Annotated in this window: 15 protein-coding genes; 4 read left to right on the top strand and 11 right to left on the bottom strand. The window is 71.3% G+C overall.

The genetic code is table 11. The features are described from left to right. Positions 1 to 33 precede the first annotated feature (33 nt). From HNR22_RS19440 to HNR22_RS19415, 6 genes are all read right to left on the bottom strand, one after another. Positions 34 to 936 carry a sulfurtransferase gene (locus HNR22_RS19440; protein ID WP_179781540.1) on the bottom strand — a complete coding sequence of 301 codons (903 nt, stop codon included), beginning with the start codon at positions 934 to 936 and terminating at the stop codon, positions 34 to 36. A gap of 91 nt (positions 937 to 1,027) precedes the next feature. Beyond that, complete coding sequence (locus HNR22_RS19435; RefSeq protein WP_179781539.1) at positions 1,028 to 1,474, bottom strand: imidazolonepropionase-like domain-containing protein; 447 nt, start codon at positions 1,472 to 1,474, stop codon at positions 1,028 to 1,030. 2 nt (positions 1,475 to 1,476) lie between these two features. Beyond that, entirely contained in the window at positions 1,477 to 2,244 is a 768-nt protein-coding gene (locus HNR22_RS19430) for a GDSL-type esterase/lipase family protein (protein ID WP_179781538.1), read from the bottom strand. Positions 2,245 to 2,478: 234 nt separating this feature from the next. Beyond that, on the bottom strand, positions 2,479 to 3,588 hold the full coding sequence (locus HNR22_RS19425; protein WP_179781537.1) for a TolB-like translocation protein: 1,110 nt from the start codon (positions 3,586 to 3,588) through the stop codon (positions 2,479 to 2,481). Positions 3,589 to 3,816: 228 nt separating this feature from the next. Then, complete coding sequence (locus tag HNR22_RS19420; protein ID WP_179781536.1) at positions 3,817 to 5,001, bottom strand: TolB family protein; 1,185 nt, start codon at positions 4,999 to 5,001, stop codon at positions 3,817 to 3,819. Then, positions 4,998 to 5,528, bottom strand: a complete 531-nt coding sequence (locus tag HNR22_RS19415) for a SigE family RNA polymerase sigma factor (RefSeq protein ID WP_179781535.1) — start codon at positions 5,526 to 5,528, stop codon at positions 4,998 to 5,000. Before HNR22_RS19415 ends, HNR22_RS19420 begins: the two co-directional genes overlap by 4 nt. Before the next feature lie 178 nt (positions 5,529 to 5,706). Here HNR22_RS19415 and HNR22_RS19410 point away from each other — a divergent pair, with 178 nt between their 5' ends. The 4 genes from HNR22_RS19410 to HNR22_RS19395 all read left to right on the top strand — a co-directional run bounded on the left by HNR22_RS19410 (position 5,707) and on the right by HNR22_RS19395 (position 9,114). Next, the gene (locus tag HNR22_RS19410; RefSeq protein WP_179781534.1) at positions 5,707 to 7,476 is read left to right on the top strand and encodes a proline--tRNA ligase; all 1,770 of its coding nucleotides are present in this window, start codon (positions 5,707 to 5,709) and stop codon (positions 7,474 to 7,476) included. Between the two features lie 58 nt (positions 7,477 to 7,534). Next, positions 7,535 to 7,960, top strand: a complete 426-nt coding sequence (locus HNR22_RS19405; RefSeq protein WP_179781533.1) for a CBS domain-containing protein — start codon at positions 7,535 to 7,537, stop codon at positions 7,958 to 7,960. Between the two features lie 69 nt (positions 7,961 to 8,029). Further along, the gene (locus tag HNR22_RS19400) at positions 8,030 to 8,458 is read left to right on the top strand and encodes a SufE family protein (protein WP_088950821.1); all 429 of its coding nucleotides are present in this window, start codon (positions 8,030 to 8,032) and stop codon (positions 8,456 to 8,458) included. Positions 8,459 to 8,478: 20 nt separating this feature from the next. Next, positions 8,479 to 9,114, top strand: coding sequence for a DsbA family oxidoreductase (locus tag HNR22_RS19395; protein WP_179781532.1), 636 nt, complete (start codon positions 8,479 to 8,481; stop codon positions 9,112 to 9,114). A 68-nt stretch (positions 9,115 to 9,182) separates the two neighbouring features. Here HNR22_RS19395 and HNR22_RS19390 read toward each other — a convergent pair whose 3' ends face one another. From HNR22_RS19390 to HNR22_RS19370, 5 genes are all read right to left on the bottom strand, one after another. After that, a complete protein-coding gene (locus HNR22_RS19390) occupies positions 9,183 to 9,731 on the bottom strand; it encodes a YbaK/EbsC family protein (RefSeq protein WP_088950819.1) in 549 nt (182 codons plus the stop codon). 95 nt (positions 9,732 to 9,826) lie between these two features. After that, positions 9,827 to 10,021 carry a hypothetical protein gene (locus HNR22_RS19385; protein ID WP_088950818.1) on the bottom strand — a complete coding sequence of 65 codons (195 nt, stop codon included), beginning with the start codon at positions 10,019 to 10,021 and terminating at the stop codon, positions 9,827 to 9,829. Between the two features lie 116 nt (positions 10,022 to 10,137). After that, a complete protein-coding gene (locus HNR22_RS19380; RefSeq protein WP_179781531.1) occupies positions 10,138 to 10,791 on the bottom strand; it encodes a GAP family protein in 654 nt (217 codons plus the stop codon). A 63-nt stretch (positions 10,792 to 10,854) separates the two neighbouring features. Further along, the gene (locus HNR22_RS19375) at positions 10,855 to 12,231 is read right to left on the bottom strand and encodes an MFS transporter (protein ID WP_179781530.1); all 1,377 of its coding nucleotides are present in this window, start codon (positions 12,229 to 12,231) and stop codon (positions 10,855 to 10,857) included. 57 nt (positions 12,232 to 12,288) lie between these two features. Next, positions 12,289 to 12,549: a hypothetical protein gene (locus HNR22_RS19370; RefSeq protein WP_179781529.1), complete on the bottom strand. Its 261-nt coding sequence runs from the start codon at positions 12,547 to 12,549 to the stop codon at positions 12,289 to 12,291. Positions 12,550 to 12,656: the final 107 nt, after the last annotated feature.

The following is a 12,656-nucleotide window of genomic DNA, read 5'->3' as shown; positions in this document are numbered from 1 at the left end:
GTGGTCGCGCGGGGACAGGGCCGGCCGGCTTGGTCAGGCGGCGAGGCCGCCGGGCTGGTCGCCCTTGACCACGGGTGCCCGGACCAGGTTGCCCCACTCGGTCCACGAGCCGTCGTAGTTGCGCACCTGCGGGTAGCCCAGCAGGTGCCGCAGCACGAACCAGGTGTGGCTGGACCGCTCACCGATCCGGCAGTACGCGATCACGTCGTCGTCGGGGCTGAGCCCGAGCTGGTCCGCGTAGATCGCCCGCAGCTCGTCGGCGGACTTGAAGGTGCCGTCCTCGTTGGCGGCGGACTTCCACGGCTTGCTGACAGCACCCGGGATATGGCCGCCACGCAGCGCGCCCTCCTGCGGGTAGTCCGGCATGTGCAGCGTCTCGCCGGTGTACTCACTCGGCGACCGGACGTCGACCAGCGGCCGTCCGGCGGCGATGTGCGCCATGACCTGCTCACGGTAGGCGCGAAGCGGCGCGTCGTCCCGCAGCGGCACCGGGTAGTCGGCGGGGGGCCGAGCCGGCTTGTCGCGGGTCACCTCGCGGCCCTCGGCGATCCACTTCTGCCGACCACCGTCGAGCAGTCGCACGTCGGCGTGGCCGAAGAGCGAGAACACCCAGAGGGCGTACGCGGCCCACCAGTTGAAGTTGTCGCCGTAGAAGACGACGGTGTCGCCCCGGCCGATGCCCTTCGCGGCACACAGCTCGGCGAAGCTCTTCGCGTCCAGGTAGTCCCGGGTCACCTGGTCGTTCAGCTCCAGGTGCCAGTCGACCTTCACGGCACCGGGGATGTGACCGGATTCGTAGAGGAGCACGTCCTCGTCGGACTCGACAACGACGAGGCCCTCGTCGCCCAGGTGCTCGGCCAGCCACTCGGTGGTGACCAGCCGTTGCGGGTCCGCGTACGACTGGAGGCGGGGATCAGGATCGCTCGGCACAGACATGATCCCCAAACTACGCCGCGACACGACCGGACGGCCCGCCATCGGGGATCGGGGGCCACAGATGTGGTGCGGGGAACGTTGATAGTGCCGTTCAGGCGCGGCGATGGACGATTCGTCCGGCGACCACGGTCACCAGGCAGACACCGTCGACACCGTGGACCGCAAGGTCGGCGCGCCCGCCCGGAAGCAGCACCCCCGACACCGCGACGGGCAGCACCAGCAGGTCGCTCCTGTCGACGGCAGCCCGCAGCAGCGGGTCGGTCAGGTGCTCGGCCAACACCGCCGTCACTCCGTTTTGCAGCAGGGCGTGCACCCGCTCGCGTGGGGTGGGTGCCGCCGGCAGCGGGCCGTCGTGCAGCAGACCCGGCCCCAGGGTGCCGGGCCACCGGCGGACCCGAACGCCCGGGTACGCGGCGGTCAGCTCGGCCAGCGGTCCGACGGCCTCGATCCGGTCGCCGCCCACCAGGACGGCGTGCTCCGGCACCGCCTCGCCGGCCCGGTCACGCCACAGCAGCGGCGCGGTGTGCAGGGTGAGCATGCTCAGTCGACGATCGGCCCGAGCAGGGGACGCTTCGCCGTCACCGTGTCGCCGGACGACCGACCGGTGAGCCGTCGCCGCACCCACGGTGCGAGGTGCTGACCGGCCCACCGCAGGTCGGCGGCGCGGGCGGCCAGCCACGGCGACGGGGCCGGGTGCGGCGGGACCATCAGCCACTCCTCGTCGCAACCAACCCCGAGCGCGTTCAACACCTGCCCGGCGACCCGCCGGTGGCCGGCCGGGGAGAGGTGCAGCCGGTCGGTGCTCCAGAGCATCGGGTTGAGGAAGGTGTCGTCGGCGTACAGGTCGACCATGATCGCGCCGTGCCGCTCGGCGGTCTCGCCGACCGCCTGGTTGAGCAGCTGCACCCGGGGAGCGACGAGTCGCTGGCCGGGCAGTCGGGCCATCACGTCGGCGAAGCGGAAGAGCAGCACGTCCGCGCCGCCCGAGCGCAGTTGCCGGACCACCTCGTCGAAGCGGGCCACCAGCGTGTCCGGGTCGAAGCTGCGGCGCAGCACGTCGTTGCCGCCGGCCGCGAAGCTGATCAGGTCGGGTTTCATCGCCACCGCCGCCGGCACCTGCTCGGCGACCACTCCGGGGAAGAGCCGGCCGCGGATGGCCAGGTTCGCGTAGCGGAAGTCGGGGCCCGCCTCGGCGGCGAGCCGGGTCGCCACCAGGTCCGCCCACCCCCGGTAGGTGCCGTCCGGGTACGCGTCGTCCATTCCCTCGGTGAAGCTGTCCCCGACCGCGACAAAACTGCGCCAGCGCACCCGCGCCTCCCTACGCCATTCGTTGCCTGCGGCGACCAGTCTGTCACCGGAGACACCACCGGCACCGCCCCGAATGACGGACGTGGCGGAGGTCATGGGCCAGCCGCGCGACACCCATGTCGCCCAATCCTGGCGGCCCGACCCGAGACAGTGGCGGCCGGGTCGACAGGAGGGACCGGCCACCCCCGTGAGCGGCCGGTCCCTCGTCGTACCGATGGAAGTCCACCGGTTGGCTCAACCCAGCAGGCCGCCTCGCGGCTGGCCGGCGGGAACCGCCGTGTCGGCCTGCACCCGGCCGTCAGCGCTGTAGCGGACCAACCGGTACGCCGGCGCGTCGTCCGCAGGCGTCGCGGTGTCGACCTGGACCACCAGGCCACCGTCGGCCAGAGCGACAGCCTCGACGGCCTGGCCGTGGCCGGTCGGCTCGCTCCAGGCCCGCTCGAGCGGGGTCAGCTCGGTCGCCTTCCCACTGGCGGCGTCCACCCGGTAGGTGCGGAACCGCCAGCCGCATCCGCATTCACCGGCGTTGGGCACGTGGGTGCTGATCACCAGGAACCGACCGTCGCGGGAGATCCCGGCCACCCCGTCGATGACGAGGCCCTTCGGGACGCGCGGGGTGATCGAACGTTCGGCGCCCCGCTCGTCGCGGACGTGCACCGCTCGATGGGTGAACTGGGCGATCCACCCACCGGACACCGTCGGGCAGCTCGCCTGCCGGGTGGCGACCACCTTCCGGCCGGTGCCGTCGGCGTTGACGGCGACGATGGTCCAGTCCTTCTCCCTGCCCAGGCCGAACAGCACCCGGTCGGAGTCGAGCCAGCTCGGGGCGCAGGTCTGCTGGCCCTGCGTCGGAACGGCGTGCTGCTTCGTGCCGTCGAAGTCGCTGATCACCAGCCGCTTGACGGACGCCTCGGCCCACGCGGCCCGTCGGCCGTCCGGCGCGACGGCGATCTGCCCGGCGGCCGTACCGTTGCCCGGCCGGCCCGCACGCACCAACTGCCAACCTCCATTTGCCGTACGCCGCCAGACCCGAGCCGGATCGTTCTGCTTCTGGCCGTACTCCTGGGCGGTGTACCAGGTCAGCTGCGGCCACTGGGACGAGCCGACGGCCGGGCCGGCCGGAGCCGCGGTGACGGGGGCCGCTTCGGACCCGGAACCACCCGCCCCGCCGACCGAGGTGTCACCGGTCGCGGGAACTCCACCGTCGGTTCCGGCGGGAGCGGACGCGCGGTCCGGCCCGGCGGGACCGCAGGCCGTGGCACCAAGCGTCAGGAACAGCAGGGCGGCCGTACAGACGAGGACGCCGGAACGACGGGCGGGCTGGGTGAACGGGCCGAGGTTCATGGTGTTACTCCTTTATGGAGGTTCGCTCCCGGACGGGACACCACCCAAGACGAGCCCCTGGTCGTGCTGAGTTGTCGCCGCCGGACGCCGCTATCCGACACTCGGATCCGGCCGCCCCGGCAACCATTTCCGCAGATCACCGACGGTGATCAACGCCCTGCGTCGATCGGCTCGGAGGCCGCGGAGGGCGGGCCACCCGAGGTGACCCGCCCTTCGCCTTGCTTGCCGTCAGCTCACGACGGCGAGGATCTGCATGTCCTTCAGAGCCGCCGGCTCGGCGGTCTCGGAGATCTTCCTGCCGTCCTCGCCGACCAGCAGCACGGCGTACCCGTTGCCGCCCTGGACCCGGACGACCATCGACCCGTCGGTCTGGAAGTAGACCTGCCGCAGCGTGCGCCCACCCAACGGCAGCGCCATTGATGTGCCCGTGCGGGTGTCCCACACACCGTTGACCCGCAGGTCACGGGCGACGTCGCCATCGTCCCCACCCGGCTTTTCCCGCAGCAGGGCGACCCGGGAGCCGTCCGGGGAGAGACTGGCGATGTCGTTGCTACGCCAACCGTCCCGGGAGAAGCCGGGAACGACTCGCCTCGTCGCGCCGTCCTTGCCGTAGAGCGTGACCCCGAGGTTGGTGTTCATGGCGATGGTTTGACCGTCGGCCGACCAGAGGGCGTGACAGGCGTCAGGTTCAGTGGTCCACCAGCGCACGGTCTTTGCCGTCGAGCGCACGTCCAGCACGCCATACCGGCCAGGTCCACCCGCGTCGTTCGCCTTTGTCTCGCGGAACAGCAGTTGCCGCCCGTCTGGCGACCAGACCGCGGTGACGCAGTACGGATCCACATCCGAGCGCACCTTTTGCTTGTCGGAGCCGTCGGCGTTGGCGACGAAGAGGTTGTTGCTGGTGCCATCGCTGTCCACCCAGGCCACCCGGCGGCCGTCCGGCGAGACGCTCACGTTGCCCTTCAACGCGAGTTCGGGCAGCGCCAGCAGTCGCACGGGGTTGTCGCCGGGGCGCCAGGAACGCAGGTTCGCGTTCTGGGCGCCGGTGATCTCGGCGGGCCCGTAGAAGAGCTTGCCGATCTTCACCGTCGACGTGTTCGTGCTGGACCCGCTACTGGGCGGTGAGGCCGGTGCGTCGCTGGTGCTGGTGGACGGCGTCGGGTCGGCCGACGGCGTCGGCGACGCCGTGACCGACGGGGTGTCGGCCGGCAGCGGGGGCGAAGACCCGTTCGGTCGGATGGCGAAGGCGGTGCCGGCCGCCGCCGCGATCAGCACCAGAGCGGCGGCGGAGGTGGCCACCGCCCGTTGGATGCCGAGCCGTCGGGACGTACGCAGGGTCCGGTCCCGCAGGTCGACCACGGTGACCTCCTTGGCCAGCTCGGTCAGATCGAGCCGGAGGCGCTGGTCGTTCATCGGGCGCTTCCTTCCAGGACGTACAGCTCGGCGAGCTCGGGCGCGACCACTCGCAACTTGGCCAGCGACTTCGCCGTCTGGCTCTTCACGGTGCCGACCGTGACCCCGAGCAGTTCGGCGGCCTCCACTTCGGTGCGGTCCTCGAAGAACCGCAGCACCAGCACGGCACGTTGCTTCGGCGAGAGCTTCGCCAGCGCCGCCCACAGGGTGAGCCGCAGGCTGGTCTGGTGGGCATGGTCGGGGGCCGAGTCGCCTCCGCGTGGCTCGGGCAGGTCGCCCGGCATCGACTCGGGTACCCGGCGCCGCCGCCACCAGGACACCTGCAGGTGGTACATGGTCTTGCGGGTGTAGGCCTCGGCGTTGCCGCTGTGGTGCAGCCGGTTCCAGGACCGGTGTGTTCGGGCCAGCGCCGACTGGACGAGGTCCTCGGCCAGGTGCTGGTCACCGGTGAGCAGGTAGGCCGAGCGCAGCAGCGCCGGCGTGCGGGTACGGACGAACGAGTCGAACTCACTCAGCAGAGGGTCCACACGGGCCGGTCCTTTGGGTCGTGGTGCGTGAGGGACGTGATGCCTCTCCAGACGTCGCCCCGGGCAACAGTGGTTGCCGGCACGGACGGGCCATTTTTGAGGATTCCCGGGCAACGGCCCGCGACGCACCGGACGAATTGGGTCGCTCGGGCGCTCGGCACGGCTCTACGCTGCGCGCATGCTGCTACGCATGTCGACCCTGCTGCTGCGGACCCTGCGCGAGGATCCGGCCGACGCGGAGGTGCCGAGCCATCGGTTGCTGCTGCGCGCCGGCTACATCCGTCGTGCCGCACCGGGCGGCTACACCTGGCTGCCGCTGGGCAAGCTGGTGCTGGATCGGATCACCGACGTGGTGCGTGGCGAACTGTTCGCGATCGGCGACCAGGAGGTGCACTTCCCGGCGTTGCTGCCGGCCGATCCCTACCGGACGAGCGGCCGCTGGGCGGAGTACGGCGACGACATCTTCACCCTCGCCGACCGGCGCGGCGCCGAGCACTTGTTGGCGCCCACCCACGAGGAGATGGCGGCGCTGCTGGTCAAGGATCTGTTCACCTCGTACCGGGACTTCCCGGTGACGCTGTTCCAGGTGCAGACGAAGTTCCGCGACGAGGCCCGGCCCCGGGCCGGTCTGCTGCGCGGCCGGGAGTTCCTGATGAAGGACGCGTACTCCTTCGACCTGGACGATGCGGGGCTGCGGGACGCGTACGCACGGCATCGGGCGGCGTACCGGCGGATCTTCGACCGGTTGGGCCTGGACTACACGGTGGTGCGGGCGATGTCCGGCGCAATGGGCGGGTCGGCGTCGGAGGAGTTCCTGGCGGCGACACCGGTCGGTGAGGACACCTACGTCGGTTGCACGGCCTGCGACTACGCAGCCAACACCGAGGCGGTGGTGACCCGGGCACCGGCCACCGGCGACCCGGGCGCGCAGCCGTCCGTCGAGGTGCACGACACACCCGAGACCCCGACGATCGCCAGCCTGGTCGAGCTGGCCAACACCCGCAGGTTGGGCGGTCGGGACGACTGGACCGCCGCCGACACACTGAAGAATGTCGTGCTCTCCGTCCGCCAGCCGGGCACCGACCGCTCCGAACCTCTGGTGATCGGGCTGCCGGGTGACCGGGAGGTCGACCTCAAGCGGGTCGGGGCCGCCCTGCACCCGGCCCAGGTGGCCGTCTTCGAGGAGTGGGCCGACCATCCCGAGCTGGTACGCGGGTACATCGGGCCGCAACTGCTCGACAAGCTGGGCATCCGTCTCCTCGTCGATCCGCGGGTGGTGACCGGTTCGGCCTGGTTGACCGGGGCGAACGAGCCGGGCCGACACGCGACCGACGTGGTCTGCGGTCGGGACTTCACACCGGACGGCACGATCGAGGCCGCCGAGGTGCGGGCCGGCGACCCCTGCCCGGCCTGCGACGACGGCGAGCTGACCATTCGGCGGGGCATCGAGATCGGGCACATCTTCCAGCTCGGCCGCCGGTTCACCGACGCCTTCGCTGTCGACGTGCTCGGTCCGGCCGGCAAACCGGTCCGACCGACCATGGGCTGTTACGGCATCGGGGTCTCCCGGGCGGTGGCGGCGGTCGCCGAGCAGCACCACGACGACCGGGGGCTGGTCTGGCCGGCGGCGATCGCGCCGTGCGACGTACACCTGGTGGTTGCGGGCAAGGGCCTGCAGCTCGACGCGGCGCTGGCGCTCGGCGAGCGCCTCGCCGCAGCCGGCCTGCGGGTGCTGGTCGACGACCGCACGCACGTCTCGGCCGGGGTGAAGTTCACCGACGCCGAGCTGATCGGCATCCCCCGGGCCGTCGTGGTCGGCCGCCGACTCGCCGACGGGTACGTCGAGCTGCGTGAGCGGGCCGGCGACGGGCGCACCGAGCTGCCGCTGGAGGGTCTGGTGGACCAGCTCGTCCACGAGGTACGCCAGGAACGTGCGAGCCTGGTGTAGCTGTCGCGTCACGGGGTAGTGCAGTCGGATCGGGTGGATACGTCTTCGGAGGGCTCTCATGACCGGTTACCGGGTCAGTGATGTGATGACCAAACAGGTCGTGTACCTGCCGGCCGAAACCACCCTGGACGAAGCGGCCAGGGTGATGAAGGAGGCGGACATCGGCGACGTGGTGGTCACCGATGGCGCCAGCCTCGCCGGCATGCTCACCGACCGGGACATCGTGGTGCGGGCCGTGGCGGAGAACAGCTCCCCTGCGGCCACCACCATCGGCTCGATCGTCACCCGCGAGGTGGTCATGATCGAGCAGCACTGCACCGCGGGTGAGGCGGCTGCGCTCATGCGCGACCGGGGCATTCGGCGTGTGCTGGTCTGTGACAGTGATCGCAAGCTGGTCGGGATCGTCTCGCTCGGCGACCTGGCCATGCAGCTCGACCCCACCAGCGCTCTCAGCGAGATCAGCGAGCAGTCGCCAACGGCATGACGAACGGGCCGGCCAGGCGCGGTATGCGCCGCCGGCCTGTTCACAACTGACCGGCGGTAGCCTCGACGCATGGCTGACATGCCGGCCCGACTGGCCGAGATCGTCGACGAGTTCGCTGCCGCCCCGCGCGACCTGGTGCTGGAGATGCTCCTGGAGTACGCCGACGTCATTCCGGTGCTGCCGGAGGGCGCCGCCGCACGCGAGGGCATGGAGCAGGTGCCGGAGTGTCAGACGTCGTTCTTCCTGCGCGCCAGGGTGACCCCGGAGGGCACCGTGGAGACGGTCTTCGACTGCCCGCCGGAGGCGCCGACCACCCGGGCGTTCGCCGGGATCCTCGCCGAAGGGCTGGCGGGCGCGAGCGCCGAGCAGGTGCTGGACGTGCCGGACGACCTCTACCAGCGGATGGGCCTGGCGCAGGCGATCAGCCCGCTGCGGATACGTGGCGGCACGGCGATCCTGGGCCGGCTCAAGCGTCAGGTGCGGGAACAACTCGGCTGACCGCGAGGTTGCCACCGATCATGGAAATCGAGATCTACGCGGACGTCATCTGCCCGTGGTGCTACATCGGCAAGCGCCGCCTGGATGAGGCCCTCGCCCGTTACGAGGGCGAGGTGACGGTCCGTTACCGACCGTTCCAGCTCGACCCGTCACCGGTGCCCGAGCCGCTCCCGCTGGTGCAGGCGTTGGCCGGCAAGTTCGGCGGCCCGGAGCGCGCCCAGCAGATGGTCACGCACGTGACCCAGGTGGCGGCGGCTGACGGCCTGCGGCTGGACTACGACCGCGCGGTGATCGCCAACACCTTCGACGCGCACCGGCTGGTCTCCTACGCCACCGACCACGGTCGGGCGGCCGAGATGGTGGAGGCGCTCTACCAGGCGCACTTCAACGAGAGTGTCGACGTCGGCTCCCGAGAGGCGCTGGCCGCGGTGGCCGGTGGGATCGGCCTGGACGCGGTCGACGTCCGCCGCTTCCTCGACTCCGACGAGCGCGTCACCGACATCGCCGCCGAGTTGGCCGGTGCCCGGGACCTCGGCATCACCAGCGTGCCGACCTTCGTCCTGGCCGGAAAGTACGCGGTCTCCGGCGCGCAGGAGGTGCAGACACTGCTCGCCGCGCTCAGCGAGGTCGAGCAGCGCGAGGCCGCGGCACGCTGAGCCACCGGGGCACCCGACATTGATGATCACGATGTTTCACGTGCAACAACATCGATGCCGGTGCCTGCTCAGGCCGGCCTGGCCAGCCCTTCCACCACCTGCGCACCGGGCAGTGCACCCAACGCCGGCCCCGGCAGTGCGATCTTGCTGTGCCGTACGCCGGACCCGATGATCACGTGCGGAGTGGCGATCACGCGCGCGTCCACCAGGATGGGCCACTGCGCCGGCAGCCCGATCGGGGTGATGCCGCCGTACTCCATGCCGGTCAACTCGACCGCGTCGTCCATCGGCGCGAAGCTCGCCTTGCGCACGTCCAACGTGCGGCGGGCCACCCCGTTGACATCGGCCCGGGTGGTGGCCAGGACGATGCAGGCCGCGTAGCGCACCACACCCTCACGCTTGCCAGCCACCACGACGCAGTTGGCCGACACGTCCAATCCCACCTCGTACGCCGCGCAGAACGCGGCGGTGTCGGCGAGCTCGGCGTCGATCGGCGCGACCAGCACATCGTTGACGTCCACGGGCGCGTCGGCGGGCCACTGCGCGATGGCCTCCGCCACCGGCGGAGCGAGCAGGTCGAGGCGGGCGCGGGCCGGTTCGGTCTTCAGCGTTCCCATCACGGGTGCGATCCTCGCATCCGGCATGCCGAACCGCCCGGCGGCTCCCGGGCCGTCCCGGGACACCGCCGGCCTCGGCCGGACCGAACCGGTGCTCAACTGCCGGAGAGGAAGGCGTTGTCGCGCATGAAGGAGCGGTCGCGGGCGGCCGCCAACTCCTCCTCGCGGTGGGCCTTGGCCCGTTGCAACTCCAGGTCCTCCAACGCGTGGCGGACACCCAGCCGGATCACGCCGTAGAGGAAGACGAAGCCGAAGACGTAGAGGATCACCGTGGTGACGACAGCGAACATGGCGTCACCGTAAGACGAACGTGAACCGTTGTTGCTCTCATCTCCGCCCGGTTCCCCCGTACGTGTCAGCGAGGTGGTCGGCCGGTGCTGGACGGCGACTGATGACGGGTTGTGGATCATCCCGACCGCACCAGATCCACCATGGTCAGCAGTGCGAAGAAGCCGATCAGCACCTCGTCGACCACCCAGGAGTGCCCCTCGGCCCAGTCACGCATCCGGGTCAGCGACCGCACCGCGCGCGGCCCGAGCACCACCCGAGCCAGCAGCGGAACAGCGAGCAGAAGGACCGTGACCAGCACGAACGGCACCAGGTTCCACCACGGCAGGTCGTGCCGCGCGACGCTCGCTCCCACTGCTGCCATGGTCAGGTCGTCGCTGGGTGTCACGACGAAGAGCAGCGCGCAGAGTCGCGCCGCCCGGGCCGGACCGGCGTGGTTGAGGTCCCCCAGCCACCGCGGCTGCCCGGCCCGATTCCGCCGCAGCCACACCACCACTGCCAGACTGGCCAGCAGGACGAGCACCACCAGGTCGATGGCCGGACCCCGGTCGATCCGACCGGCGACGGCGCCGGCATCCATGGCCAGACCGCCCACGAGCCGGGTGACCAGCCAACTCACGGTCACCCCGGCGGCTACCACCAGCCCGCCGCCGACGAGGAACCCCAGCGACGCGGCCCGAGGGCGGTCCGCCGAGGCGAGGAAGACCGCCACGACCACCTTGGTCCCGGCGACCATCACCACGGCCAGCGGCAGGACGGTCAGGAAACTCATCGCCCGCCATCCTTCCGGCCGACCAGCGTCGGGCGGTGCCGAATCTGCGGATCGTCAGCCCGGCTACGCGCCCCTGCCCACCACGACCCGGCCGGCCAGCAGCGCCCCGAGCAGCGCCAGGCCGGCAGCCACTACCAGGGTCAACGTGTAGCTGGCCGGGCCAGGTGCGCTTCCCGCCGCCAGCACCGCCCCGGTGAGCGCCAGCACGGTCGCCGCGAACAGGTTGTCGCCCAGTTGCAGCGACGAGCTGTTGCGGCCCTGCTCACCGGGGGCGGACAGCTCCAGGGTGAGCACCGACAACGACGGGTAGAGCAGCCCCATGCCGAGGCCGGCGACCGCCCAGCCGAGCACGGCGACCATGATCGGCAACTCGGGAAGGACGGCCAGCGCCACAGTGGCGGTGCCGACAGTGATGCAGGTCAGCCCGGCACGCGGCAGGCTGGCCCGGGAGGCCGGCACCGGAATCCGGCCCTGCAACCAGGAGCCCACCGACCACGCCAGCGCGCCGACCGTCAGGACCAGCCCGGCCGCGGTCGGCGAGAGGCCCCGCTCCCGGGAGAGCATCAACGGGATGACGACCTCGGCGCCGACGAACGCCGCCGACGCCAGCCCGCGCAGCCCGACGACGGTGGGCAGCCCTCGGGCCGCCCGGAGGAATCCGGCCGGCAGCAGGCGGGGAGCGCAGACCAGCAGGCCGACCACGGCGACCGCGATCAGCACCAGGGCGGTGACGCCACGCTGCTGTCCCCCGATGTGCAGCAGTGCGGCACTCACCGCGGCCCCGCACGCCCAACCGATCCGTGCCGCCGCACCGGCCGCCGGGCTGGTCGCCACACTCCGAGCCAGCGACCGTAGGCCCGGATGGATCAGCAACACCGCCGGCACGGCGACCGCCGGGACCGCCAGGAAGACCCACCGCCAGCCCAGGTACTGCACGATCAGACCCGCGATCGCCGGCCCGACCAGCGACGGTACGACCCACGCCGCCGCGAACGCCGCGAAGATCCGCCGGTGCAGATCCTGCGGGTACGCCTGCCCGACGATCACGTAGAGCGCCACCGAGAGCAACCCGGAGCCGAACCCCTGCACCGCCCGCCCGACGACCAGCGCACTCATCACGGGCGCGGTTCCGGCGATCAGCAGCCCGACCACGAACCACGCGACGCCGTGCCACATCGGCCCCCGGGGCCCTCGGGCGTCGCACCAGATGCCCGAGACCACCATGGCCAGCACACCCGTGGCGAACGGACCACCGAACGCGATCCCGTACAGCGCGAGCCCGTCCAGGCTGCGGGCGACGGTCGGCATCGCCGTACCGACCGCCAGTGCCTCGAAAGCGAGCAACGAGATCAACGCGACGCTGCCCACCGTCATCGCTCGCAGCCGGGGTGCGAACAGTCCCGCTGCGGCGGGTATGGCGGGGGCGACTGTGCTCTGCATGGACCGAGCATCCGACCTCAACCCGGATTCATGTCAATCGCCGTGACCCGGCTCTCGTCAGGCGTCCTGCAGCGCCCTCCCGACCCCGCGCGCCAGTCCGGAAAAATGCTGGTCTGCCAGCAGGTGGCCGGCGGTGACCACCAGAGCGATCGGCCACTCGATGACCTGCAGCGCGGCGAGCACGCCGATCCCGGCGTAGTAGGTGACCTTGTCGGGTGGCGGCAGGGCCACCTCGCCCAGCATCGGTAGGTCCATCCGCCGGCTGTACATCTGGACGTTCTCCTGCGAACCGTTGAGGTGTCGCGTCAGCATGCTCATTCCGGCCTCCCCATGTCCGGTGATGGTCGTCGGATTCCACCGCCCCACCCGTCCATGCTTCGGCGAGGGCGGAAAGTTCCACCACCCGCAGGGCATAACGGACGGCA

The sequence above is a fragment of the Micromonospora jinlongensis genome, assembly GCF_013410645.1.
GTDB lineage: Bacteria > Actinomycetota > Actinomycetes > Mycobacteriales > Micromonosporaceae > Micromonospora > Micromonospora zamorensis.
This window is presented reverse-complemented; position numbering and strand designations above follow the sequence as displayed.

Bases quoted from the DNA above. Each gene is read 5' to 3' on its own strand.
- HNR22_RS19420 (WP_179781536.1), bottom strand. From the start codon at position 5,001: ATGAACGACCAGCGCCTCCGGCTCGATCTGACCGAGCTGGCCAAGGAG.
- HNR22_RS19395 (WP_179781532.1), top strand. From the start codon at position 8,479: ATGGAAATCGAGATCTACGCGGACGTCATCTGCCCGTGGTGCTACATC.
- HNR22_RS19375 (WP_179781530.1), bottom strand. From the start codon at position 12,231: ATGCAGAGCACAGTCGCCCCCGCCATACCCGCCGCAGCGGGACTGTTC.
- HNR22_RS19400 (WP_088950821.1), top strand. From the start codon at position 8,030: ATGGCTGACATGCCGGCCCGACTGGCCGAGATCGTCGACGAGTTCGCT.
- HNR22_RS19380 (WP_179781531.1), bottom strand. From the start codon at position 10,791: ATGAGTTTCCTGACCGTCCTGCCGCTGGCCGTGGTGATGGTCGCCGGG.
- HNR22_RS19385 (WP_088950818.1), bottom strand. From the start codon at position 10,021: ATGTTCGCTGTCGTCACCACGGTGATCCTCTACGTCTTCGGCTTCGTC.
- HNR22_RS19435 (WP_179781539.1), bottom strand. From the start codon at position 1,474: ATGCTCACCCTGCACACCGCGCCGCTGCTGTGGCGTGACCGGGCCGGC.
- HNR22_RS19410 (WP_179781534.1), top strand. From the start codon at position 5,707: ATGCTGCTACGCATGTCGACCCTGCTGCTGCGGACCCTGCGCGAGGAT.
- HNR22_RS19440 (WP_179781540.1), bottom strand. From the start codon at position 936: ATGTCTGTGCCGAGCGATCCTGATCCCCGCCTCCAGTCGTACGCGGAC.
- HNR22_RS19405 (WP_179781533.1), top strand. From the start codon at position 7,535: ATGACCGGTTACCGGGTCAGTGATGTGATGACCAAACAGGTCGTGTAC.
- HNR22_RS19425 (WP_179781537.1), bottom strand. From the start codon at position 3,588: ATGAACCTCGGCCCGTTCACCCAGCCCGCCCGTCGTTCCGGCGTCCTC.
- HNR22_RS19370 (WP_179781529.1), bottom strand. From the start codon at position 12,549: ATGAGCATGCTGACGCGACACCTCAACGGTTCGCAGGAGAACGTCCAG.
- HNR22_RS19390 (WP_088950819.1), bottom strand. From the start codon at position 9,731: ATGGGAACGCTGAAGACCGAACCGGCCCGCGCCCGCCTCGACCTGCTC.